The sequence below is a fragment of the Clostridium sp. AM58-1XD genome (assembly GCF_003464085.1).
In the GTDB taxonomy this organism is placed as follows: Bacteria; Bacillota; Clostridia; order Lachnospirales; family Lachnospiraceae; genus Lachnoclostridium_A.
On sequence record NZ_QSDR01000026.1, the window covers coordinates 38,010 to 64,094 of the forward strand.

General features: G+C 46.9%; 17 protein-coding genes and 3 pseudogenes. 3 read left to right on the forward strand and 17 right to left on the reverse strand.

Features of this window, described 5'->3' with window-relative positions; all coding sequences use genetic code 11:
• Positions 1 to 277 precede the first annotated feature (277 nt).
• Genes arcC through DXA13_RS21985 form a run of 6 tightly spaced genes read right to left on the reverse strand, consistent with a single transcriptional unit; the run spans position 278 to position 6,869 of the window.
• Positions 278 to 1,240: a carbamate kinase gene (gene arcC, locus DXA13_RS15425; protein ID WP_118245725.1), complete on the reverse strand. Its 963-nt coding sequence runs from the start codon at positions 1,238 to 1,240 to the stop codon at positions 278 to 280.
• Positions 1,241 to 1,250: 10 nt separating this feature from the next.
• On the reverse strand, positions 1,251 to 2,885 hold the full coding sequence (locus tag DXA13_RS15430; protein ID WP_118245728.1) for an L-lactate permease: 1,635 nt from the start codon (positions 2,883 to 2,885) through the stop codon (positions 1,251 to 1,253).
• A 6-nt stretch (positions 2,886 to 2,891) separates the two neighbouring features.
• Positions 2,892 to 3,842, reverse strand: coding sequence for a DUF2877 domain-containing protein (locus DXA13_RS15435; RefSeq protein WP_118245730.1), 951 nt, complete (start codon positions 3,840 to 3,842; stop codon positions 2,892 to 2,894).
• 11 nt (positions 3,843 to 3,853) lie between these two features.
• On the reverse strand, positions 3,854 to 5,812 hold the full coding sequence (locus tag DXA13_RS21975) for a DUF1116 domain-containing protein (protein ID WP_243009169.1): 1,959 nt from the start codon (positions 5,810 to 5,812) through the stop codon (positions 3,854 to 3,856).
• The gene (locus DXA13_RS21980) at positions 5,809 to 6,312 is read right to left on the reverse strand and encodes a hypothetical protein (RefSeq protein ID WP_243009170.1); all 504 of its coding nucleotides are present in this window, start codon (positions 6,310 to 6,312) and stop codon (positions 5,809 to 5,811) included. Before DXA13_RS21980 ends, DXA13_RS21975 begins: the two co-directional genes overlap by 4 nt.
• A complete protein-coding gene (locus DXA13_RS21985) occupies positions 6,306 to 6,869 on the reverse strand; it encodes a hypothetical protein (protein ID WP_243009171.1) in 564 nt (187 codons plus the stop codon). The genes DXA13_RS21980 and DXA13_RS21985 overlap by 7 nt, the downstream gene beginning before the upstream one ends.
• Before the next feature lie 266 nt (positions 6,870 to 7,135).
• Here DXA13_RS21985 and DXA13_RS15445 point away from each other — a divergent pair, with 266 nt between their 5' ends.
• Positions 7,136 to 8,782: a PucR family transcriptional regulator gene (locus DXA13_RS15445; RefSeq protein WP_118245732.1), complete on the forward strand. Its 1,647-nt coding sequence runs from the start codon at positions 7,136 to 7,138 to the stop codon at positions 8,780 to 8,782.
• A 5-nt stretch (positions 8,783 to 8,787) separates the two neighbouring features.
• The gene (locus tag DXA13_RS15450) at positions 8,788 to 9,699 is read left to right on the forward strand and encodes an alpha/beta hydrolase (RefSeq protein WP_118245734.1); all 912 of its coding nucleotides are present in this window, start codon (positions 8,788 to 8,790) and stop codon (positions 9,697 to 9,699) included.
• Positions 9,700 to 10,427: 728 nt separating this feature from the next.
• Here the strand turns inward: DXA13_RS15450 and yihA are convergent.
• From yihA to DXA13_RS15490, 8 genes and pseudogenes are all read right to left on the reverse strand, one after another.
• Positions 10,428 to 11,024 (reverse strand): ribosome biogenesis GTP-binding protein YihA/YsxC, encoded by a 597-nt coding sequence (gene yihA, locus DXA13_RS15455; RefSeq protein WP_243009172.1) that lies wholly within the window; start codon positions 11,022 to 11,024, stop codon positions 10,428 to 10,430.
• A 53-nt stretch (positions 11,025 to 11,077) separates the two neighbouring features.
• Positions 11,078 to 13,392 (reverse strand): annotated as a pseudogene (lon, locus tag DXA13_RS15460) (endopeptidase La).
• A gap of 89 nt (positions 13,393 to 13,481) precedes the next feature.
• Positions 13,482 to 14,782: pseudogene (gene clpX / locus DXA13_RS15465) on the reverse strand (ATP-dependent Clp protease ATP-binding subunit ClpX).
• Positions 14,783 to 14,877: 95 nt separating this feature from the next.
• Positions 14,878 to 15,459: an ATP-dependent Clp endopeptidase proteolytic subunit ClpP gene (clpP, locus tag DXA13_RS15470; protein ID WP_118245738.1), complete on the reverse strand. Its 582-nt coding sequence runs from the start codon at positions 15,457 to 15,459 to the stop codon at positions 14,878 to 14,880.
• 78 nt (positions 15,460 to 15,537) lie between these two features.
• Positions 15,538 to 16,823 (reverse strand): annotated as a pseudogene (tig, locus tag DXA13_RS15475) (trigger factor).
• A gap of 121 nt (positions 16,824 to 16,944) precedes the next feature.
• Positions 16,945 to 19,926, reverse strand: a complete 2,982-nt coding sequence (locus DXA13_RS15480) for an EAL domain-containing protein (RefSeq protein ID WP_118245740.1) — start codon at positions 19,924 to 19,926, stop codon at positions 16,945 to 16,947.
• Between the two features lie 9 nt (positions 19,927 to 19,935).
• Positions 19,936 to 21,369 carry an extracellular solute-binding protein gene (locus DXA13_RS15485; RefSeq protein ID WP_118245742.1) on the reverse strand — a complete coding sequence of 478 codons (1,434 nt, stop codon included), beginning with the start codon at positions 21,367 to 21,369 and terminating at the stop codon, positions 19,936 to 19,938.
• A gap of 14 nt (positions 21,370 to 21,383) precedes the next feature.
• Positions 21,384 to 21,938 (reverse strand): DJ-1 family glyoxalase III, encoded by a 555-nt coding sequence (locus tag DXA13_RS15490; protein ID WP_118245744.1) that lies wholly within the window; start codon positions 21,936 to 21,938, stop codon positions 21,384 to 21,386.
• A 220-nt stretch (positions 21,939 to 22,158) separates the two neighbouring features.
• Here DXA13_RS15490 and DXA13_RS15500 point away from each other — a divergent pair, with 220 nt between their 5' ends.
• A complete protein-coding gene (locus DXA13_RS15500) occupies positions 22,159 to 22,638 on the forward strand; it encodes a CYTH domain-containing protein (protein WP_118245748.1) in 480 nt (159 codons plus the stop codon).
• A 259-nt stretch (positions 22,639 to 22,897) separates the two neighbouring features.
• On the opposite strand, the gene dctP is transcribed toward DXA13_RS15500, so the two are convergent.
• Genes dctP through DXA13_RS15515 form a run of 3 tightly spaced genes read right to left on the reverse strand, consistent with a single transcriptional unit; the run spans position 22,898 to position 25,908 of the window.
• Positions 22,898 to 24,028, reverse strand: a complete 1,131-nt coding sequence (dctP, locus tag DXA13_RS15505; protein ID WP_181995702.1) for a TRAP transporter substrate-binding protein DctP — start codon at positions 24,026 to 24,028, stop codon at positions 22,898 to 22,900.
• Positions 24,029 to 24,051: 23 nt separating this feature from the next.
• Positions 24,052 to 25,389, reverse strand: a complete 1,338-nt coding sequence (locus DXA13_RS15510) for a TRAP transporter large permease subunit (protein ID WP_118245752.1) — start codon at positions 25,387 to 25,389, stop codon at positions 24,052 to 24,054.
• Positions 25,390 to 25,908: a TRAP transporter small permease subunit gene (locus DXA13_RS15515; RefSeq protein ID WP_181995703.1), complete on the reverse strand. Its 519-nt coding sequence runs from the start codon at positions 25,906 to 25,908 to the stop codon at positions 25,390 to 25,392.
• Between the last annotated feature and the right edge of the window lie 177 nt (positions 25,909 to 26,085).

Genomic DNA, 26,085 nt, shown 5'->3' on the forward strand with positions numbered 1-26,085 from the left:
TGCAGACGCAGGTGTTAAGTCCGTTTATAAAACGATTTTTTCTCCATTTTTTTCATAACAAATCAATATCACAAGCGGACGTTTCTTTTTTTTCGGCATTTTTTGGATTAAGCAGGGGCGCCGGCTTTCCGGCTGCATGGTTCAGCTATTATATGCATATTTATAATACATTTTTGCATTTTATCGTATCGTAAGATCACGTTTCTGCTTAAAAGCGCAGAAAAAAAGGCTGCTGTTCCATGGCATGTCACTGCCATTTCCCAACAACCTCATATAGTCATGAACGAATATCTTCGAGAACAATTCTCGTTCCTGTTTCGCCATCCATAGCGGCTTCCATCTTATCGAGAGAAGTAATGATCGCACATGCAAAGCGCCCTTTGCTATGTTTAATAAAATCACAGGCAGACTCCACCTTTGGCCCCATACTTCCCGGAGGAAACTGCCCTTCCGCCATATACCGGTCCGCTTCTGCAAGGGTCAGCACATCCAGCTCCCTCATATCCGGTTTTCCGTAATTGACGGCCACCTTCTCAACTCCTGTCAAAATCATCAGATAGTCCGCTTCAATTTTTTCCGCCAGAAGGGAAGACGCCCTGTCCTTGTCCACTACGGCTTCGATTCCTTTCAGCTTACCGTTCTCATAGATGACCGGAATTCCGCCGCCGCCTGCGCAGATCACCACATATCCGGCGTCGCTCAATGTCTTGATTACGTCTTTTTCAACGATTTCCAGAGGTTTTGGAGAAGGCACCACTCTGCGGTATCCTCTTCCGCTGTCCTCAATCATTTTATATCCTTTTTCTTTTTCCAGAAATGCGCTTTCTTCTTCCGTAAAAAACGGGCCAATGGGCTTTGTCGGGTGATGAAATGCCTCGTCGTCCTGATCGACTACTGTCTCTGTAATGACTGTAGCCACCTTTCTGTCAATATGCCTCTCTACCAGGCGGTTCTGCAGAGACTGCTCGATAATGTATCCGATGCTTCCTGACGTCTCTGCTCCGCATACATCCAGCGTATGTTCTGGAACGATCAGTTTTCCCGCCTCGTTTTTAATCAGAAGATTCCCCACCTGAGGCCCGTTTCCGTGAGTCAGCACTACTCTGTACCCGCTTTCGATCAGATTGATGATGGAATCGCAGACTTTTGCCACATTGGCAAACTGCTCTTCCAGAGTGCCCTTCTGGTTATTCTGTGTGATGGCATTTCCGCCGATTGCAACAACTACTGTTTTATTCATAGACTCACCTCTACGCTCCAAATACAACAAATACGAGGAACAGGAACACGCCCACACCAACTGCCATTGCTACTGAAATAGGAAGGACCTTCCTTAATACCACGCCTTCACTTCCGGATACGCCTCCCGTCGTCGTACCCAGAACGATATTTCCCGGACACATGGTGGCGCCAATCGATCCCCCCGCTGTCTGTGCTCCCAGTACGGCGGCGACATCAAGTCCCAGAAGCTTTGCCGTCGTATACTGGAAATTGCTGAACAGGATGTTGGATGCCATGTTGCTGCTTGTCATAAATGATCCCAGCATACCGACAATCGGGGACAGGATAATATATCCTCTGCCCAGAACATCTGCAATTCCCTGGGCAAGAACGGATGTCTGCCCCGTTCCTCCCATGATTTTTGACATCACGATAAATCCCGTAACGGCAATCGCAGAAGGCAGCGTCTTTTTATTTGTCCTCTGGAAGGCGGCTTTTCCGCCCCCTTGTTTGATCCATCCGTTCCTACTGAAATAAAAGTAGCCGAACAGCGCTGACAAGAGCAGGAAAAACGCTGCATGTGTCAATGGCGCAAATGGAGAAAAGCTGGCTACCGCCTCATTTGTAAAGCCATATCCTGTAGACGTCTCCGGAAAGGAGAGCCCAATCTGCCACCGTCCCAGGAAATTCTTAACCGGCCCCACCAGAAGCACGAACAGCGTAATGATCGTCAGTGCGTAATATGGAGAAAATGCCTGATGGAACGTCATAGACGGCAGGTCCTTATCTGCTTCCTCAGAACCGTCCGCGCCTCCCTCCGTCTCCCGGTTCATTACCTGGCTGTCTTCAATCTTCCATGGAGAGGAATACATTTTCATCCTGCTTAGGATCAGTACGGCTGCAAAGGAAATACAGCACGGAACGAAACAGGCCAGCGTAGAGTTAAATGCGCTCATAGCTACCTGACCGCCGCCCTGAACGAGAGAAAGTACCGCAACGGCAAAGAATCCCTTTTTCAGTCCTTCCCACTTCCCATACATCCAGCAGATTGCAATTCCCGTCACAAAATTCCACACCCAGATAATGGCTGTTGCCCAGAGACCCGTCCGGATCAGGACAGCAGGATCGGATGCAATTCCAGTCTGAAGCACGAGAGCATCCCACGCAACAGCCAGCGTTCCATACGTATTCCCCCACGCATGGCCCAGAAGGCAGATGCAGATCGCCCATATGGGATTGACCCCAAGGCCGATCAGCAGCGGCGTCCCAACTGCTACAGGCACACCAAAGCCGGTAATTCCCTGAAGAAAGCTGACGAATACTCTTCCGATTATGAGAATCTGGAGCAGCTCGTTCGGAGTTGCTTTCTGAAGTCCCTTTCTGAAAATCTGAAACGCATTCGCCTCATTTACCATCTCATACAGGAGAATTGCAGTCCAGACAACAACCAGCACCACCATGGCGCTCCATGCTCCTTTTATGCTTTCATATATGAGAAGACCGGGACCTGCCTTATAAATGGCAACAGCTGTCACAAGTGAGACCAGCAGACCAAGAGGCGCCGCCTTCATTGCCGGAACCTGAAATTTTACCATCAGAACCAGCAGCAGAATTATCGGCAGAAGCGCCATCATCCATGTAAATATCGTTACCGGTACATTCATCTTATCCTATTCCTTCCTATCCTGTTCTATCAGCCGTATAAGAGCCAGATAAGCTCCAAACAGCGTATCGTGCCCGGACGTATGACCCAGGCCTTTTATCCGCTTTATGACTTCTTCTGCTCTGTTCTCTCCACCTTCAAAAATGCAGAGCAGAAAATCACGAAAATCCTCATTTACAAATCCGTCGTCCAGTGCTCTGAAATAAGCTCTGCTCACTGCAGTTGTTCCAAGGCGCAGCTGAAGGGGCAGATATTCAGAAAGAGAAAATACCTCTTCCTGCCCCGCCGCCTTCATCACGGCTGCATATCCCAGCAGAATATCGTCGCCACCCGGGGTCAGTCCCCGGCCTCTTCCTGCGAAATAAACCGCTGCTTTTTGTTTGTCCGCCGCTCCGCTTCTGCCTGCCAGAACTGCCGCGTATTTACGAAAATCATTATCCCATGAAAGCCCCATTCTGCCCTGCCATCCGCCTCCCTCTATTTCTCTCTTCAGGAGGCCGAATATTCCGTTTTCATATTCCGTTTTCAGGCCAGCAGCTGTTGAAACGCCGGAAATTCCATTTTCTTTGATCCGCAGATTCTTTCTTTTGAAACCTGCCCTGTCCGCCAAATCCATGCGAAACTGTACGCCTCTTCCATAAACCATAAGCTTTCCGCATTTAAACGTCACGGCAGAGCCCTCTTCACAGGAAAGCAGCAGCCGTTCCATCTCCTCTGCAGCTACAGACAGCCCGAAACAGCAGAGCGGTCTGGAAAGACTCCCCACGTGAAGCAAAAAACTCGTTTCACCATTGTTCTGCATCGCAGAAAACTCCACATTGAAGCTGTTCTGAAATTTCCCGCAGATTCTGCCTGTTCTGCGGATTCCCGTTTCCCGAAGCGATTCCGGCTCCATAAGGCAGGATTCAAAACATTGGGGGAGCATATTGCTAAGCTCCCCATGTATGATTTCTATCATCAATAAAATCCTTATTTATCTCCGGACTGCCGGCCGATGATTCCGAGATGCTCTGCGTAAGCGGTCAGCGCTTTTTCAAAGCAGCCTAACGGAGCGCGTACCGTGCCTGCACCAACCTGTCCTACACCTGCATTTCTGTGGGCAATTCCCGTATTGATCAATGGTGTTATGCCTGTAGCTACAACTCTTCTGATATCAATCCCGAGAGGTGATCCCTTGAAATCCCATGTTGGAATCGTAAAGTTAGGGTTGTGACTGATACAGATTTCTTCCATCTCGTTGGATACCCTCAGCGCGTCCTCGAAACCGCCCGCACCTACAAACCGTGTCACACCTGGAGCTGCTACCATAGCCATTCCGCCTACGCCCACAGTCTCCGTAATTGCGCTGTCACCAATATCAGGATTTGCATCCTTCTCTGAAAATCCTGTGAAATACAGGCCGTTCGGCGTGTTGACAGGAGCCGTAAACCACTGGTCTCCCATTCCGCTGATGCGGATACCGAAGTTGCGTCCGTTTCTCGTCATGGCCGTTACGATACATCCCTTTTCGATCTTTCTCGCACTGTCAGCCATGGATTTGCCAGTAGCCATCATAACGTTTAAGAAGAACTGATCCGTCTTCGCCAGGAAGCTGATTACTTCTTCCTTTTCTTTAGCATCCCAGTCCATGCTGACGATCACAGGAGCTACTTCTTTCAGGAACACAAGAGATGCTGCAATATTTCTCTGATGGAACTCATCTCCCATGGTAATTGCCCTGGCAATAATTACGTTCAGGTTCAGACCGCCCTCAATCTGTTTAACGGCAGCACCCAGAACAGGTCCCAGAACGTCCTTCATCCATGTCAGCCTGTCCACAACTTCTTTGGAATATGCGCCGAAGCGGAGCACCTTGCCGATTCCTTCATTCATAATACAGTACGCTCTCGTTCCGTCCAGACGGTTTTCCACTACCATAACCGGCATATTGGCCGATGTAATTCCTCCCATCGGTCCGACCGCATGAACGTGATGGCACGGAATAAACTGAACTTCACCTGCTTCCAGCATCGCTTTTGCAGCTTCTTCGTTTTCCGCCCATCCCTCAAACAATACTGCGCCGACACAAGAGCCCTGCATCGGCCCTGTCATTTCCGGATACGTGATCGCCGGAGGACCTGCGTGGAGGAGAACCTTGCCGTTCAGCTCCGGAATAACCGTCTTAGCCGGTACGACATCGATCAGGAATGGCTGAGCATCCTTCAGACGGTCCACAACCTCGTTGTTGTATTCGTCAATTTCCTTCATTCTGTTCAGGATATTCAGAATTTTTATCATCTCTTTATTGCCGCCGGCTGCCGGCTTCCATGTGAACTGAACAGATTTGCCCTGGTACTTTACGATAGATTCATTAAAGCTTTCTACACCTACATTTATAATTCTCGGCTTCGTATTCAGAAGATCCAGAATGGCCTCGCTAACGGCCGGGACTTCGAACTTCGGTCCGTCATAAGGGATCATTTCCTTATCTTCCTCAACGCAGTCAATTCCTTTTAATTTCAGCGCCAGACGAACTGCCTGGGCATTGCTCTCTTCCACAAATGCTCCGCTTTCTTTCAGTGTCTCTACAGACTGATAATAATCCTGAGGGTCGCTTTCCGTACCGCATACAGAAGCAACGAAATACAGCTCTCTACCATCTGCTTTCGCAAGCTCCATGGATTCTTTCACAATGGGCGCAAGCTCTTTTGCCATATCCGGATGGCAGCCATAGCCGAGTACGCAGTCCAGAAGAATGACACCCGTATCCTTATCCTGGGCGTATTCCCTGATCTTCCTGATACGCACCTCAGGATCGATCATCGGATGAGGCTTGCCCTGTGTATAGATATCGTCTCCAAGGTCAATGACTTCATATCCATTGGCCTTTAAAATATATCCCTCTTCTTTAATCAGGCCGCCAAGTTCCAGTGCTTCGGAAATCATCATTCCTGCCTCTGCCGCCAGAGTTCCTCCGGAATAAAGGCTTTTACCGTCTTATCCTCAGAAAGAGCATGTCCGACCGGGCTTACTGCCGGCGTACTGTAATTTTTCTTTACTTCTCTGCCCATTGCCAGGTCTACAGCCATCTGTGCCGTTTCCTCCAGCGTATGGGCGAGATATACGTTACCCTCATGATGATCCGGTTTTTCGCCCAGGAAAATTGCAACGACAGGTTTGCTCACGTTCTGAAGAAGCTCTACTACCTCATCGCGCACTTCCTTAGCCGGCGGCTTGGAGATCACTACGATGATGTCTGTCGGATCATGCTTATCCAGAGCAGCGATTGCATCCTTAACTGTAATTGCTCCCACTTTTTCATTCAGATCGCGTCCGCCTGTGCCGATCGCATGGACAACGCCGCCGCCGAGACGGTCTATGATCGTAGTCACTTCCTGGATACCCGTTCCGGAAGCTCCTACAATACCGATATTCCCCGGTTTTACCACGTTTGTAAAGGCCACAGGGATACTGGAAATAATTCCTGTACCGCAGTCAGGTCCCATAAAAAGAGGCCTTTCTCATGAGCTTTCCTCTTCAGCCTGATTTCGTCCTCTAAGGAAACGTTATCTGTAAATGAAAACACGTGAAGCCCTCTATCCAGCGCCTCTTCCAGGTCCGGAGCCGCATATTCCCCTGGAATGGAAAACAAAGCCACATTTGCATCCGGCAGCAGTTCCGACGCCTCATCCCAGTTTCTGGCTGTTCTGACGTTGTTTTCTTTCTTCTTTACTGAGAGATCGTTAAGGAACGTCTTTGTCTCTTCCAGCACCTTGTCCACAATCTTTTCATCATCTGCTTCCACTACGACAACCATGTCGCTTGGAGCAGCTTTCCCCACCTCTTCACTATAAAGGCCGGAATTTTTAAAAATATCCTTGTTCGCGTCTGTTCCCATCATAATCTGGCTTCTTACAACGCCGTCAAGTGTATTGATACGGTTTGTCAGAAGCATCAGATTGATGGAATCCTGATAGGAATTCTTCTTTACTACGGTAAAAATCATTTGTCTGCCTCCTGTTAATTGCGCTTCAATTCATGCGCGTCATTAATTTTTATTATACCCCTCATTCCCACTTTTTTCATCCACGCATAAGTATAAGATTTTTGTGTTTTTTTATCCATAAAGGATAATTTTTATCGAATAACTATTGACTTCATTTCTTTCTGGCGATAATATGGTAGGAAAAGAGTACGGTGCTGCTAAAAAAGGAAAAGCTTTTTCAGCACCTTTCGTAAAATACTTACGAATCACCACTACAGGAGGCTGTTATGAATCTAAATGAAGCATTGAAACTCCCTTCCCTTACCGGGTCCCTCGTGATGGCCGGCAGATCCCGCATGAACACCCCCATCACCGGTGTTATGGTCCTGGAAGCTCTGGACGTGGAAAAATGGAGCCGCCCCGGGGAAATTATCCTTACCAGTTATTTTGCCCTGAAGGATCTGCCAGAAGAAGACCTGAAGGAATTCATTAAAAAGCTCAGTGCCTGTGAAATCAGCGCACTGGCCGTCAAACCGGAACGCCTGCTCTTCGACATCCCTCAATGTTTGATTGAAAGCTGCGAAGAATATGGCCTTCCCCTTCTTCAGATTCCAAAAGACACAAAATACGAGACCATCATTTTGGAAATTCTAAGCCCGATCATTAATTCCAACGCAGCAATTCTGGACAAACATTACTCCGTTCACCAGATGCTGATGAAATTCGCGATGAAAGAACCATCCCTGGAAGAAATTCTCAGGGAACTGAAGCGTCTTATTTCCTACGATATTTCACTCATTAATACGTCAAAGGGGTTATTTGTGAGCACAGCCCCTGCGGAGGGTTCCTTCCGTATAATCGGAAAATGGCCGCTTCCGCCGTCAAAGTATATGAATTTCAACTATTTTCACAACAGAATTCTCCTTGGTTCTTCCCCTGATCTGGCTTCTTCGGAGCTCTTCTCCGCAGACTGGATCGGCGTATCCATTCCAAATGTAGATAACGAAGATTTTGAACTGTTAATTCATAATAATGGAATTCTTCTCACAAGCGATGATTTCATGACTGTTGAAAACTTCGTCTTTTTCCTGCAGATGGAATTCCTGAAACGCCATTCCGTGGAACAGAATCTCTTCCTCCACGCAAATGCTCTTGTAAATGAGCTTCTCCAGGAAAACCTTTATTCTGCGGAAAAAGTAGACAGTGCTCTGGATCGTCTTCATTTAAACCACTATCCCCGCTATCAGGCTATGGCTCTCCGGCTGATTCTGGGAGAGGACAGTCCGTCTGAACTGGAATCATGGCGCAGAGATCAGTCTCACAGAATCTTCCATACATTCCTCACCAGGCTGAAAACGGCAGGCTACGATACAGCCTTCGAGGAAAAGGAAGACTCCCTGACACTGATTGTCAATTTCCGTCAGGAAGCAGCCTGCCTCTCTTCAGGCATGATACGCAGTATCTTTTCATCCGTCCGCCAGGAATACCATGAGTTTTCCTTCCAGTATGATATCGCTATCAGCAATGAGACAAACCGCTTCCACCTTCCGGATGCAGGCAGACAGATTCTGGAAATCCAGCGCCTCATGCGGCTTTTTGGAAAACATGGCAATATTCTTTCCTACGACGATCTCGGAATTTATAAAATATTCCTAAGCGGTGATAATTTAAGCCGCCTGGATGATTTTATACCTCAGAAATTCCAGGTCTTTTCCAGAGATTATCCGGAGCTGTCCGAAACACTGTCCACCTATCTGGACGCGGGGCAGAATCTTTCCGAAACGGCAAAGCGGCTGTATCTTCATGCGAAAACCATTCACTACAGGATGAAAAAAATACAGGATATTCTGAATTTTGATTTTGATGATTCCGAACAGGTTCTTCAGGCGCAGATCGCATTCCGCCTGTTAAAACTGCTCCGTCAGGAGGACTGATATCTATGGATACATATACGATTTCATTTTCCGGACTCTCCCTGGAAGCCGACTTCTATCCTGCGTCAGGAATCAGACGAAACAAAACGATCCTGTATTTTCACGGGGGCGGCCTGCTCTGCGGCAGCCGCAAAGATCTGCCCGTCCGGTATCTGAACCTGTTTCTGGCAGACGGATATGATTTTCTGGCGTTCGACTATCCGCTGGCTCCTGAGTCCACCGTGCCTCAGATTATTGAAGCCTGTCAGGCATGCCTGTCCTGGTTTCTTGACGGCTGGCAAAAGCTCCCTGGACTAACGTCTCCGGAATATATCCTTTTCGGCCGCTCCGCCGGAGCTTATCTGGCCCTGATGACCGCCTATGCGTTAAGCCAGGCGGATGTTCATGAAGCGGTTCGGGACAGTGTTCTAGTTGATGTTCAGGCGAATATTCAAAAGAATTTCCGTGCACCTCTGGGCCTGCTCCTTTTCTACGGATATCACGGCCTGAAGGAACCGGAATTTTCCAGGGAGAATGCGTATTATCAGACTTCATTTGCCACTGTGACCAGAAACGACGCCTTTTTGGCGGTCAAAAACTCCCCTGATTTAGACACCTTAAAGTCGCCGCGGCTTCTCCTTTATCTTTACGCCCGCCAGAGCGGCTCGTGGACCAGTCTGCTGGGCAGTCCGGAGGAACTGGCCTCGTGCTCTCTCTCTCCGGAACAGTTGGTCGGTCTGCCTCCCGCTTTTCTGACCGCCAGCTCCACCGATCACGACGTCCCCTTCCGGATTTCCAAAACCATGTCCAGGAAGATTCCCCGTTCCCGTTTTTATCCCGTATATAATTTGGACCACGATTTTGACAGTGATACCACACAGCCGGAGGGCCGGAAGGCTTATGAGGAATGTCTTAAGTGGATGGATGAGACGATATAAATGCGCTTTGGATGATTATCTTTTGAATGGCGGCTTTGCACTTCTTTCCGAATGGCAGCCGTAGCTGTTGTCCATGAACAGCGGTTCAAAGATTGTCAAAACAGAGCCAACAGAATCTTAACTTCCGACTCTGTGATTTCATGCTTTATTCTGTTTCATGCCCTATTTTTATATCATTTCTGGAGCCAGAATTGTGTCGAGTTAATGATGACCTTATATTTTTAAGTAAATTCTACTAGCTGTTTTCCTAAATAGATTCTATTAATACTGCTGTTGACTCTTTCCAGTGGAAAGGGGGTGGCGCAATACATAACATCTCTTCTCATTTCTGTCCTGGCCGGTGTGATTTGCTATTACATCGGTAAATGGCTAGACAGGAAGTAACTATCAACAGCTAGCCTGGGATATTCCCTCCCTAAAAGGAAAAAAGAATCCCCGAAGAGTCGCCACTCTTCGGGGATTCGCTTGTGTTGCAATGCACATAACACCTTTTCTCTGCTGATATCATAATACACCACTGGCCTAATGTATATCAAGACAATATTAAGATTTACATTTCCTTCAGCATGCATTCCATAAACCTTCTTGTTTCATGATTTTTTCTTCTGCAGAAGTGAGATTGAACGTATCATCTCAGGTACGGCCTGACTCACAAGGCAAACTACCAACCTTAACGCTTCCGCACTTGGCCATTTTAATTCAACAGAGCACTGGGTGATCGTCTTGTATCAGCCGGCTGAATTTTCCATCAGACCTTCAATATAATCCCATATTTCGTCTCTTCCCTGTTTTGTTTCAGAGGAAAATGGAATTACCGATCGCCTCTTTCGGAAGACCGAGGCCCGTGCGGACTGTTTTATCTGTTTTGCCACCTGGCTCCGCTTGACCTTGTCCAGTTTTGTTGCAATGATAACCGGTTCATATCCGTTATGGACAATCCAGTCATACATCATTTTATCATTGGCCGACGGCTCATGACGGATATCAATGAGCAGGAATACACAGCGCAGCATAGGAGATTTCTGAAGATACCGTTCAATCATTTTTCCCCACTTTGCCTTCACTTCCACCGACACCTTCGCATAGCCATACCCTGGAAGATCCACGTAGTAAAAGGCATCATTTATGCGGTAGAAGTTGATTGTCTGAGTCTTTCCCGGCTGTGATGAAGTACGGGCAAAGGATTTTCTGTTCATCAGCGCATTAATAAGAGAGGACTTTCCTACATTCGATTTTCCCGCAAATGCAAACTCCGGGAATTCGTTATCCGGAAGCGTGCTCGTAACGCCGCAGACAGTCTCCAGTTCCACATTCTTAATTACCATACTCAAATTCCTTTCTTTTTTCCCTTTCATTTCAAAAGGGGCCGGCGCGGTCTTTAAACAAGAACCTCTTTCAGCACGTCTTCCATTGTCTTTACAAATATGATGGAAAGGCCTCCTGTGATCTCATCAGACAGTTCTTCAATATCCGGCTTGTTTTTCGCAGGCACAAGCACTTTCTGAATATGAGCCATCTTGGCCGCCAGTATTTTTTCCTTCAGTCCTCCAATCGGCAGGACACGGCCTCTCAATGTAATTTCTCCTGTCATCGCCGTCTTTGCCGATACTTTTTTGCCGGCGATCGCTGAAAACATGGCTGTAGCCATTGTAATTCCAGCAGACGGACCGTCTTTAGGAACGGCGCCTTCCGGAATGTGAATATGGATATCGTGTTTTTCAAAAAATTCATCCGATACTCCATATGTACTGCAGATGGAACGAACATAGCTCATAGCTGTCTGAGCTGATTCTTTCATCACATCACCCATCTGTCCCGTCAGCTTCAGTTCGCCTTTTCCAGGCATCACATTAACTTCAATCTGCAGCGTGTCGCCGCCTACGCTTGTCCATGCAAGGCCTCTGACAATTCCCACTTCATCTTCTTCATTGGCATCTTCAAAGGAAACCTTTTCCTTGCCCAGATATTTCTCCAGATCATCCACTTTCACATGGATTACCCGTTTTTTATCCTTGTCTTCTACGATTTCCCTAGCAGCCTTTCTACAGACATCCCCAATCCTTCTCTCCAGGTTTCGGGCTCCTGCCTCCCTCGTATAATTGTGGATAATCTTCTGGAGCGTTTCATCATCGAAAATCACCTGATTTTCCTTCAGCCCGTTGCGTTCCAGCTGTTTGCTTACCAGATATTCCTTCGCAATGTGGAATTTCTCATTTTCCGTATAGCTGTTTACTTCAATGATCTCCATTCTGTCCAGAAGCGGACCTGGAATGGTCGTCGTCGTGTTGGCTGTAGCGATGAAAAGCACATTGGAAAGGTTAATCGGCGTCTCTACGTAGTGATCATGGAACTTTACGTTCTGCTCTCCGTCCAGTACTTCCAGAAGAGCGGAGGCTGTATCTCCCTTATAATCGCTGCTCACTTTATCTATTTCATCCAGAAGCATGAGCGGATTGCTCACTCCTGCCTGCTTTAATCCCTCAACAAGGCGCCCCGGCATAGCTCCCACATAAGTCTTTCTGTGGCCTCTGATTTCTGCCTCATCCCGGATTCCTCCAAGGCTGATGCGCACATACTTTTTATTCAGCGCCCTTGCTACCGAACGGGCAATCGAAGTTTTACCGGTTCCAGGCGGCCCTACAAGACATAGAATCGTACTGCTCTGCTTCTTCGTAAGATTCTTACCGCCAGATATTCCAGAATTCTCTCTTTTACCTTTTCCAGGCCATAGTGATCTTCATTCAGAATTTTCTCCGCATGTTTCAGATTCTGATTATCTCTGGACACCTTGTTCCAGGGCAGTTCCAGCAGTGTTTCAATGTAAGTACGCAGGACGTTGGCTTCCTGGCTTCCGCTGGGCATGGTCTTAAATCGGTTGATCTCTTTCTGGATTTTTTCCTTTGTCTCTTTATCTGCCGACAGCTTGTTCAGCTGTTCCTGATATTCGTCTCCCTCAGTATCCGGATTATCTTCTCCCAGCTCCTCGCGGATAATGCGCATCTGTTCCCTGAGAATATAGTCCTTCTGGTTCTTGTCGATTGCGGCCTTAACTTTGGCCTGAAAATCCCGTTTGATGCGCAGAACTTCAATCTCTTTTGTCAGATTCTGAAGAAGTTTTTCATACCGGTCCATCAGCGCGATATGATCCAGCACCTCTTGGCGGACCGTATAGTCCCATGGAATCTGAATCGCGATCTGATCCATCAGTTCGTCCAGCTCCATAATTATCATCAGATTCGGCAGTATTTCCTTTGCCGCCCTCTGGTTTTCCTGTCCGTATTCTTCCAGTTTATCTTTTAAAACCCTGGCCATTGCCTCACGGGCTATACAATCCAGTTCATCCTCCTGTGCCGTAAGAACGGCAACTTCTCCAGTCAAAGCCGGATCTGTAGATTCCAGGCAGAGAAGTTCTCCTCTGAATAAACCTTCAACCATAACCCGGATAAGTCCTCCCGGAAGTTTCACCAGCTGCTTAACGACAGCTATCGTGCCGATCTGATGAAGCTGCTCCTGGGATGGGTTCTCGTCGTCAGGATTCTTCTGCGTTACCAGAAAAACCTTCTGATCGTCGATCATGGCTCTCTCTACAGCAGCAATGGAGCGGGCCCGGCTGACATCAAAATGTATCATCATTTTGGGAAGAACCGTCAGTCCCCTCAGGGCGATGACTGGCATGGTTTTTCTTTCTTCCATTCCTATTCCTCCTTTTGTAATCAGACATTACAGGGCGGCCAGACACCGTATTTACAGATGATATCTGGTCGCCCCAGGCATTGTCTAAATCAGGCGATCTCGCCTGTCTTATCCTTTTTGAATCTCTGAGCGATGGTCTTTCTCGGCACAGTCGTATCACGGTATACGATATCCGCTTCGCCTTTTTTATCCACCACATCCTTCGTAATTGTACAGATTCCGATATTGCTGTCCGACGGAACTTCATACATCAGATCCATCATTACAGATTCCATAATCGAACGGAGACCTCTGGCACCCGTCTTTCTCTCAACCGCCAGATCCGCAATGGACTCCAGCGCATCCGGTGTGAATTCCAGTTTTACATCATCCAGCTCAAACAGCTTCTGATACTGTTTTGTAAGGGCGTTCTTCGGTTCCTTCAGTATCCGGATCAGAGCATCTCTGGAAAGAAGTTCCAGCGATACGGTTACCGGAACACGGCCGATAAACTCAGGAATCAGGCCGAACTTTGTCAGATCTTCCGGCAGCACCTTTCGGAGCAGTTCGTCAATATCCATCTGGTTCTTATCGTGAATTTCCGAATTAAATCCGATTGCGCTCACATTCATACGCCGCTCAATGATCTTTTCCAGACCATCAAACGCACCGCCGCAGATGAACAGGATATTCGTCGTATCAATCTGCAGAAGTTCCTGATGAGGATGTTTTCTGCCTCCCTGAGGCGGAACGCTTGCAACCGTGCCCTCCAGAATTTTAAGGAGCGCCTGCTGCACGCCTTCGCCTGAAACGTCTCTCGTTATAGAAACATTTTCAGACTTCTTCGTGATTTTATCAATTTCATCTATATAAATAATACCGTACTCTGCTTTTGCGATATCGTAATCTGCCGCCTGAATAAGCTTCAGCAGGATATTCTCTACATCCTCGCCTACATATCCGGCCTCCGTAAGCGCTGTTGCATCTGCAATGGCAAACGGTACATTCAGAATCTTTGCCAGCGTCTGGGCCAGATATGTCTTTCCCGAGCCGGTTGGACCAAGCATCAGAATATTGCTTTTCTGAACGTCCACGTCCATATTTTTCTTAGAAGTAACTCTCTTGTAGTGATTGTAAACGGCAACGGACAGCACTTTCTTCGCGTCCTCCTGTCCGATTACATATTCATCCAGAAAATTTTTGATCTCCTTCGGCTTCATCAGGTTGATTTCGCCAGATCAAACTCTTCTTCTCCATGGCCGTCAAATTCTTCTTCCAGTATCTCTGCACATAAATCAATACATTCATCGCAAATGTAAACATTGTTGGAACCGGCGATTAATTTCTTCACCTGGTCCTGTGTCTTTCCGCAGAAAGAGCACCTGACCTTATCGTCTGGTCTTCCTGGCATTAACGTCGCACCTCGATTCTTTCATACTCCTCGTTTTACGTTACATGCTGCATCCTTATCCGGACGATTCATCCGGAAATGCAGGGCGGGAATTATTATCTGCCTGCAATTACAGCATCGATCAGGCCATAGTCTTTCGCCTCTTCCGCCGTCATATAATGATCTCTCTCCGTATCCCTCGCAATCACTTCGTATGGCTGTCCCGTATTCGCTGCCAGGATTTCGTTCAGCTTTTTCTTTGTCTGCAGAATTTTTTCTGCTACAATCTGAATTTCCGTAGCCTGGCCCTGAGCGCCGCCTGACGGCTGATGAATCATAACTTCCGCATTCGGAAGGGCATAACGCTTTCCCTTTGTGCCTCCTGCGAGAAGGAATGCACCCATGCTGGCTGCCATTCCGATGCAGATCGTGGATACGTCGCATTTAATATAGTGCATCGTATCGTAAATTGCCATACCTGCTGTTACGGAACCGCCCGGACTGTTGATGTACAGGCTGATATCCTTGCTGGGATCTTCCGATTCCAGGAATAAAAGCTGAGCAACAATCAGGCTTGCGGACACGTCTGTCACTTCCTCGCCCAGAAAGATAATTCTGTCTTTCAGCAGACGGGAATAAATGTCATAGGAACGTTCTCCACGGCTGGTGGATTCGATGACATAAGGTACTAAACTCATGTTTTGCCTCCTGTCTAAGGAAAGAGGCTGCTGCATTTACGCAAAAGCTCCCTGCAACGGCCTCCCTTTCATTTTTGGTTAAACTAATTTTGCTTCTGCCACAAGGAAATCTACTGCCTTCTGAACAGCGAGGTCTTCCTTCATATGTGCAATTTCTGCCTCGCCCATGTACTCTTTAAGCTTATCCGCTCCATCTTGTAGGCTGCTGCCATTCCTTCGATTTCTGCGTCCATCGCCTCATCAGAAACCTGGATATTTTCAGCCTTTGCTACTGCCTCCAGAACAAGACGTGTCTCAATTCTCTTGACAGCCTGAGGCTTCATCTGCTCTCCTAATTTTTCGATGGTCATGCCTGTGTACTTCATGTAGTCGTCAAGGGATAATCCCTGGCTCTGCATTCTGCGGGCATAGTCGTTGATCATGTTATTGATCTGAGTATTAATCATTGCTTCCGGAATTTCCATCGTTGCATTCTCAATAACCTTCTCAACAACCCTGTTCTCATTCTCTGTTGCAGCCTGTTTCTGCTTTGCATCCAGAAGCTTCTTCATCATATCTTCCTTGTATTCGTCCAGAGTTTCAAACTCGGAAACCTCTGCTGCGAACTCATCATTTAACTCAGGAAGCTCTTTGTACTTGATTTCATTGATCTTTACTTTGAAAACTGCCGGCTTTCCTGCCAGGTTTTCTGCATGGTATTCTGTCGGGAATGTAACGTTTACTTCGCATTCCTCACCTACATTCTTGCCAACTAACTGCTCTTCAAACGTATCGATGAAAGAATGAGTTCCGATTGTCAGCGGATAATCCTCTGCCTGGCCGCCGTCGAATGGCTGTCCGTCTACAGAACCGTCAAAGTCGATAATTACCTGATCGCCGTCCGCTACAGGTCTGTCTGTTACGGAAATCAGTCTGGAATTCTGATCCTGTACCTTCTTTAACTCTTTTTCAACATCTTCGTCTGTCACTTCTGCAGCTGCCTTCTCTACCTCAACACCTTTGTACTCTCCCAGAGTTACTTCCGGCTTTAACGCTACGGTTGCTTCGTAGATGAACGGTTTTCCCTTTTCCATCTGCTTTAAATCGATGTCCGGTCTGGATACGATATCAAGTCCGCTCTCCTTTGCAGCAGCGTCAAAAGAAACCGGCAGGATTTCATTAGCGGCATCTTCATAAAAAATTTCTGCTCCGTACATCTTCTCAATCATAGCCTGAGGCGCTTTTCCCTTACGGAAACCAGGAATATTAAACTGGTTTTTATTCTTGTTATATGCAGTCTTAATAGCCTCGACAAACTGCTCTGCCGGTACTTCGATTGTCAGCTTTGCCATGTTCTTTTCTAATTTCTCTACTTGTAAACTCATGATATGGGTTCCTCCTTGATCTATATGTGAACCGCCTGCCTACAGGGCGTTACACTTCAAGTTAGCATTATAACATACCGCATCTTGAAATATCAATACTAATTTGCTTATTTTTTCAGTTTCATCCTTGTTTTTGGCAGGTTTCTTCTATTTTTTTGATCTCTTCCCTTATTTCGGGAAGAATTCCTGTAATTTCCAGCTGCGGCCGGGCAATATAATACCCTTGGTACAGGTCGATTCCAAACTCCATTAAGAGTTCTATTTCTTCTCTTGTTTCCACGCCTTCAGCCAGTACCTTGATTTCCGCTTCCCTCGTATAGGACATGATGTTGCGCAGGAGCAGCTGCCTGTTGGCGTCGTCATTGATATCCCGAATCAGGTGCATGTCGATCTTGACAATATGCGGCCGCATTTCCAGGAGATTTGCTTCGCTGTTGTACCCCGTTCCAAAATCATCGATGGCAACCATCGCATTCCATCTGTCGATGTAATCGCGTTTAAATTTGGCAGACTTCGCAGACAGCGGTTCGCTTTCCGTAATCTCCATAACGATTCTAGGAAGTATATCCGGATACGCTGCTTCGATCTCGTTCAGTTCACCAGAAGTCAGGCTGACATTTGCAATGGAATTGATAAACAGTTTTTCATTGCCCTGCAGCTCTCCATTTTTCACTTTCTCTCGAATGACTTTCAGTGATTCCATCCATGTGAGCCGTTCAACCTGGCTATTCTTGGCCTGCTCTTTCGCAAGCCTGAGCATTTCTTCGATTCCCTTCAGTTTATCCGTCTGCGGTCTCATCAGAAGCTCGTAACCGTAAATTTCTCCCTTTCGGTCAATAATCGGCTGGAAAGCGAACTTCACTCTCTTCTCTTCCAGAATTCTGTTTAACTCCTCCCGTCCTTCCAGCATATAGTAGTTGCCTTCATACGTTTTCTTGTCAAATTCCTGAAGCGCTCCTTTTACGCTGTGCTTTACCACGTACATTGCAAAGTCCGCATAATGCACGAGGGTTGAATAATCTTCTGCATCCTCCGGATACCATGCCAGCCCGGCCGATACACGGATCGTCATCTTCTGATCTCCTATGGGGACTGAATTATCCGCCTGCAGCTCTTCCATGAATTTCTTCAGTCTGCTTCGAATCCTGTCTTTTCCGTTTTCATCAAAAATAATGGTTACAAACTCATCTCCGGAATAACGGCTGATAATTCCGCCTTCCCGCTCCAGCTTTCTTAAAGTTCCGGCAAATCTGGCAATATACCTGTCGCCTTCTTCATGGCCGAATGTGTCGTTAATATACTTCAGATTATCCAGGTCCCACATGACGACAGCGAAGCTTTCTATTGCCTTTTCTGCAATAATCCGTTCCACTTCTTCCCGGAATGCACGTCTGTTATAAATGCTGGTCAAAATATCGTAGTTCCGCTCCCATTCCAGCTTCTTTTTCTCCAAAATGCCGGCAGTTTCATCCATAAACGCTCCCAGCGTACCCCTGCCTCCCTTATTTTCCACAGTCAGATGTTTGACCCAGTGAGGCTTTGGCTTATCCAGGTAATAAATCTGCGGGCTGGCTTTCCACAGGTAGCTGTTCAGTTCTTTCATGCGCTCATGGAATTCACCAGGAGGCATATAGATATAGTCCTTATCCGTCTTCCCCCAATTGAGCATGGAAATCAGCGTACGGCTGCAGAATACAGGAGAGTCCTTATCCAGATACTCGTAAACTCCAATCGGCACTTCCGTCAGCTCCAGAATATGCGAAATTTTTGAACTGGATTTCTCCACTTCCGCACTCAATTTTTCGATTGTCTCGCCCATTTCATCGATCTCGCTGATTCCCAGACGTTTGAGTGAAAGTCCCTGGATATTACGCCGCTGCTGCTTTTCCCGTATCTCATCCATCATTTTCTTTATCGGCGCCGTCACACGCTTACCGGCCAGAATCCCGCCCGTCAGGCTCAACAGAAGGCAGACGATGATGAAACCAAAGAGCATGGACTGAATTTCCTGGTAGAAGGAAAGGACCTCCTTTTTGGGCCGCATGCGCACAAGAACCAGTTCGTTGTCTTCAAACGGCGTGTTGTGATTATACACTTCCAGCTTCCCTATGCCGGCATACCATGAATTTTCGTTAAAATCACTTGTCAGACGGATTTCTGAATTGCTTTCCTGCTCAAAGGCGAGAATCGGTTCGTCTTTAAAATACCACTCATATCCCCCTCTGTTCACCGCCGCTACTTCTACCTCGTTCGTACCAGCCTGGTGAAAACCGATGAGGTTGATCGTTTTGCCGTCCAGTTCCGTTTCCATATCGGAAATTATTTTTTCCAGCTGCGGCAGAGTGATATCATAACCGACTACTCCGATCACATCGCCGTCAGGCATAATCAGCGGGACCGAATATGTCACCACATCTACATCTTCCGGAGACAGGGCGAACGGCCGGCTGAAATATCCATAATTTGCCGCTTCTTTCGGACCGGCTCCATGGCTTCTTGCATACTCCACCGGCAGATCATACGGCAGAAACTGATCCAATGAAGAGAATCCGATATTCCAGTAACTGTCCAGAGCGATCCCCAGCTCTTTTGAAATAGACGGAAGCCCTCTCTCCAGAAGAAGATCTGAATTATCCTGTGTATGGCTGCTGGAATCCAGGTCCCTGATATAAATCCCGGCCCGCATCTGATCCGCTTTTTCTGCCGCCGGTCCGTCCAGCACCAGGAACACGCTGTTTCCTATGCTGCTGTGGAGCATATTAATCAGAGTCTCCGACACTTTCCTGGTAATCGCCTGGTTCAGTTCCGGATCTTTACGAATATCCGCAGACTGCTGCCCCCGTTCACTTAATACGCCCTGAATTTCAGCCGTAAGCGTTTCCGTTCCATCCAGCAGATAAACCCACCGGTGGAGCAGTTCTTTTTCCAGGTACAAACGGTTATTTTCCGTGCTTTCAGTCATATTTTCTACAGCATTGTCTTTCAGTCTTTCAGCGAAACCGCCGAATACGATAAATCCGAGGAACAAAACGGTCTGCACCATCGTAATGAACGTGATTAAGAATATTAAGATTGTTTGTATTGACCTGCTTTTTTTCCTCATAACGACCCGTTATCCTTCCAGCTTTTTAAGCTCAGCAAGCGTTGACACATACCACTGTTCAAAATTCTTTTCTGTATTGTAACGGCCGACCGCTTCGTCTGCGCTCATCCCTTCACCGATCATCTGTTCAATCGCAAGCCTGTCCCTCCGCGCCTTTTCATCCATGGAGTTGTTCAGTATCGTTCTTCCTTCTCCTCCATTTTTAACGGCAGATGTCGTATACAGTTCATACTCTTCCGTTACCAGAAGTCCGGTGAGCAGGCTGTCCGGCAATACACCAAGCATGTCTGACTGCTGTTTTACTGCCGTTTCCATCTTCTCCTGCGTGACATACCTCACGGGAAGATAGCTGGATGAAGCACAGTACTGCAGATTGTTGTCTTCTTCCGTAAACCATTTCAAAAATTCAACGGCCGCCCTTTCGCCTGCTTCGTCTGACTGGAACACCATCATTCCTGCGCCCTGCTGAACAGCCCACTTGTCCCTTCCTTCAAAATTAGGCAGTGGGAACATCTTTCCTGTGATCTCATACACGCTGCCGTCTTCTTTTATCACGTTTTGCGGAAAATAGGTCATGCCGCTCGTGGAGCCCACAAACGCTACGAGGTCGCCAGTTTTTACGTCATCCGTTCTGAATTTTCCATATGCTCCGAAGTACCCTTTAATATATGGGACGTAATAGCAGTCCCACAGCTTATGCATGACGTCCCGGTCAAAATCTAGGATCATCTTCCCATCCTGCACCTGAAAAACTTCATGTCCCAGCTGTCTGCTTCCAACCAGCATATAATTGGCGAATGCATCCCTTCCAAAAAATGCCTTTCCATCATCCGGCTCCTCCGTCAGGCTGTCTGTCCATTTATAATATGATTCCGCCAGGCGCCCAATTCCTTCCCATGTTGAAAGTTCCGCTTCATCAGCTCCCGTTTCCGCTTTGAATCTCTCCCAGTCCGTTTCATTAACAGCCAGAATCTCCGTGGATTTCGCGACAGGAAACAGGTTCAGAGGGCCGTCACCGCCGCTCAGATAGCCTTCATTCACATATGCCTCTATGTATTCCTTCTGCTCCTCTTTGCTCCAGTATTTATTAAAATCCACGAGCTGGACCTGGTCTTTTATACTGTAGGCCAGATCTGCATAAGCTGCACAGATGTCAGGAAGCTCTTCCGCTCCCACTTTTCCGTTTACGGAATCATGAACAGAGTCCTCCAGTTCCTGGATACCGCCCTTATTGAAGGAACGTACGAGAATTCCTTCACTGGCCCCAACAGTCTGGTTGAATTCCATCACCAGCCTGTCAAAAGCTTCTTTCTGTGCTCCGTTATAATAATGCCATACCTCTACGTCCACAGGCTGAACTTCCTCCTGCTTTTTCCCCTGGCAGGAAGTCATCAGTACTGCGGCGGCTGTGATAGCCGCTGCTGCGATTATTTTTCTTTTCATTTCCTCTGCCTCCGCTAAAACTGGTCGTATTGAATTGAGGCCTTTATTCTTTTCGCCGTTTCGTCATCTGCCAATATCCCGACCAGTTCCAATCCCAGATCGAGCGCGTATCCAAGGCCCCTCGCTGTCGTCACACAGCCGTCTGTCACCACGCCCGCCTTCTGGTATTCAGCCTCCAGCAGCTGGTCTTCAAATCCCGGATAGCAGGTCGCTTTCTTTCCTCTCAGAAGTCCAAGGCCTCCAAGCACGCTGGGAGCTGCACAAATGGCAGCCAGCCGTTTTCCGGCATGATAGGCTTCCACCAGATGGCTGGTCAGTTCCCGGCACTCCGCCAGATTTTTCGTCCCCGGCATTCCACCCGGAAGAAACAGAACCTGGGCCTCATCCCATTTCACATCTTTTAATTTGCAATCCGCCTTTACAGTAATATTATGGGAACCGGTTACTTCCAGACAGTCTGTAACCGTAACGAGTTCCACTTTTATTCCTGCACGGATTAATACGTCTACTGTTGCCAGGCATTCCACTTCTTCCAAACCCGGCGCTAAAAATGCATATACCTGAGCCATTGATAAATTCTCCTTTTTTATCTATAATGATTATAGTAATGATGTATGTGTCAAAAGGTCTTTTGACGGGACTGTGGGTGCAAAAGCCTGCTTATAAACAAACATGAAGCAGGCTTTTGCACCCACAGTCCCATCGTCCTGAACAGTTACATCATAATTATATATCATACAAAACCTTATCCAAAAACGCAATGTTTTGTACGATAAAAGGAGGTAATTTATGGAAATAGAGCGGAAATATCTGGTAAAATCCCTTCCTGAAGGCCTAAAGAGCTATCCCTGCCGCCGTATAGAGCAGGGATACTTATCTACTGGTCCTGTTGTTCGGGTGCGAAGGGACGACGATTCCTTTTACCTGACTTATAAATCTAAGGGCCTCATGGTAAGAGAAGAATACAATCTTCCCCTTACGGAAGATTCCTACTGCCATCTGCTGTCCAAATCAGATGGAAATATCCTTACGAAAAAGCGGTATCTGATTCCATTGACTGATACTCTGACCATTGAGCTGGATCTCTTTGAAGGCCTGTTTGACGGCCTCCTCCTGGCAGAAGTGGAATTTCCTGATGAAGATTCAGCGAATGCTTTCTGTCCGCCTGAATGGTTTGGCAGAGAAGTGACGTTTTCCGGCGAATACCAGAACAGCCGCCTGAGCTCCATGACGGCGGCGCAGGCGGCGGCTCTAATCAGCGGCCAATAAAAATACCGGGTCTCGCCTTGACCTCTTGGTCAAGGCGCAGCAAAATACCGCGCCCTAAAAGCGCGGTATTTTTTACTTTCCATGAAAGACCTTGTTATTGTAAAGTGATAAAGCGTATGATTTCTTAAAAATCAAAAACGCTCCGCTATGGATGCGTACTCGCGCAAAAGGAATGATGCCGCTAATGCGATTGCATGCCCCGCTTTATCGGGTACCGCGCTCAGCGCGAGAGTTCCGCTTGCGGAATTCTTTGTTCTTTTTACGGAAGGTCAAAATCATAGGTGCTCATTGTTATCTGAACAGTTTTGTCGTTTTTCTTGTACTGATCCAGGAAAGCCTTCTGGTTTGCAAAAATATCTTTGTATCCTTCTTCCTCTTCCATGTATTTTTTCTGGAGTTCATACGTAATATCCAGGAATTCTTTCTGTGTTTCTTCTGATAAAGTAAAGAATTCAACGCCTGCTTCTTCAAATTTCTTCATAGCTTCTGCGTCCTGTTTTGCAAAATAGTACGGACTTTCAAGCGCCATTGCTTTCGTACATTCATACAGAATCGTCTGCAGATCTTCCGGAAGGCTGTTCCATGTATCCTGGTTGATATACATCGCCTCCGTACATACAGGTGAATGGATTCCCGGTACGCCGATATACTTCATGATGTCCTGATATCCCATATTATAGTTGATCGCGGCGTCACAATACTCGAACGCATCGATCAGGCCTTTTTCTGCCGACTGATAAATCTCTCCGCCTGCTACATTGACAACAGAAGCTCCGATTTCTGTCAAAACATCTGCCCACATGCCAAGTGTTCTGAATTTAACTCCCTTAAAATCGCTGACCGATTCCAGTTTTACGTTAGAATGACAAAACAGTTCTGCGCCGGAAGCTGTACAGATTGTCAGGAAATGAACACCCGTAGGATCAATGTACTCTCTCATAATATCCTCTCCGCCGCCTTCATAGACCCATGCAAGAAACTCATCCGGATTAAATCCTCCCGGGCTTCCGCTGCCGCCGAATAAATAGGCTTTTTTCCCAAGCAGGCCGGATTGGGAACCTGTAGATATTGCTGCCATATCAAGCGTTCCATCTTTCACCGCGTTTGCCATCTCTCCATATTCCGAAATCGCGCCAACAGCGTATACATCCAGGATCAAACGGCCGCCAGAAGCCTTTTTCACACTATCCGCCAGCCTTTCTGCCATTTCATAGTTCGGAGTTCCAGCTGCCAGACATGTCTGGAAAGTGAGTTTGTAAGTCTCTGCACTAACAGCTGCTTCGCCTTCAGCAGCCGTTTTTTTCGCAGATGAGGAACCGCCTCCTGCACATGCCGCAAGGCTCATAGCCATTACTGCTGCCATACTAATTGCTAAAATCTTCTTTTTCATCTTCTTTCCTCCTTTTACTTTTGTTATCCTACCGCAATACTTGGAAGCCACGTCAGTATCTGCGGGAAAATACAGCATAAGACAAGTGTAAACGCGATAATAAATATGTAAGGAACAATCCCTCGGATAATATCTCCGGTCGATATCCCCCATTCAGGCCGCGTCACATCCTTCAGGAAAAAGATGGAGTAGGCAAACGGAGGTGTGATGAAGGATAGCTGAAGGTTCGTGATAATCATCATCGCAAACCAAATTTCATCAAATCCCAGCTTCGTGACGAGAGGTGTTATAATCGGGACCATAATCATAATGATTCCAATCCAGTCGATAAACATGCCCAGCACAAATGTAATAAGCATAATGATCAAGAAGGCCGACCAGCGTCCGCCAGGCATATTCCCAATAATATTTGTGATAATATTGCCGCAGCCCATTTTTAAAAACAACGTTGTGAACGCCTTCGCAGCCCATATAATCATCTGAACCATGGCATAGTTTTTAGCTGTGGACTGCAGTGCGCTGGTGAGGTTTTTCATATTAAAGGTACGGTAAGCCATCGATAATAAAATGGAAGCCAGAGCGCCTACTGCTGCCGCTTCCGTAGGAGCTGCAATTCCGAACATGATCGATCCCAGAACAGCCACAATCAGCAGAACAGGAGGCAGAAGGGAAAAGATAAGCATCTTCACTTTTTCCTTCGTTGAAACGTCCAGTTCCTCTCTTGTTGCAGTCGGCGCGTATGACGGGTGCAGATGACACATAATTAAATTGTATGCAATATACATTGCAGCCAAAAGCAGACCTGGCCCCATAGCTCCCATGAAGAGCTTTCCTACTGACAAACCTGCCGTCGGGCCATACATAACGAGAAGGACGGAAGGCGGAATGAGAATTCCCAGTGATCCGCTGGAGCAAATCGCACCGCAGGCCAGCTTTTTGTCATAGCCTCGTTCCATCATCATTGGAAGGCCGATCAGTCCCAGCATGGTAACGGAAGCTGCGATCACCCCGACACATGCTGCCAGGATCGTTCCTATGATGATTGTAACAACTAAAAGGCTACCGCGCATTTTACCAATCCAGACATAAACGGCTTCAAACATCCGCCGGGTAATTCCGGTCGTTTCAATCATGTGTCCCATGAATACGAACAGAGGAACAGCAAGCATGCTGTAGGACGTGGCCTGTGTATACAGGCCTGATTGAAACATGTCAAAACACTTGGGTCCTACTGCAGTGATGCCAACAAAGGCTGCCGCGCCCATCAGCGCAAATGCAATCGGATGGCCCATCAAAATCAGCAGCAGTGCTACAGAAAAGATGATCAACGTCAGTAATTCAGGGCTTGCAAATTCTAACATCTATGATTTTCCCCCCTTCTTCACTTCTTCTAATAATTTTCCAATTTTCTCGATTATGATCAGAACATATGTAATCAAAAACAGGACAAGACCTATACAGAGAACGAGTTTAATCGGCCAAAGTTTGGGATACCATGTAGTGATTACCGACTCTTCTCCGGTGAGATACGCCGTAATGCAGTTTCTGATTACAGCCCATGTCAATGCTGCATAGGAAGGCAGAAACAATACCACCCCAAATAATACGTCTACGAACAGCTTTCCTTTCTTACTGAACTTAGCATAAAACATATCCACCCTGATATTTCCCCCGTCAAGCATCAACTGCGCGATTCCCGTTGCTGCAATAAATGCGCCCAAAATATAGCTCATTTCATACACCCACGCGATCGGGCTGTTAAATGCATACCTGGCTACTACATCGGCACAGATAATCAGGATTAAAGCTAAAACCAGCACACAGGAAATCTGAAACATAAATCTGCTGATTACTTTAACAATTTTTTCAACTGCCTTCATATCATCCCTCCATTTTACTGCCATTCTCTTATAAAGTGATTCTCCTAAGCTTAGGTATAATACTTCATGTATACATGAAGTATTTCTTACTTTCAATTATACATCTTTGGTAATATTTGTCAATATATGCTCCATTTATGGCTATTATTAGTGCATATTTACCATTTATTTTGTACT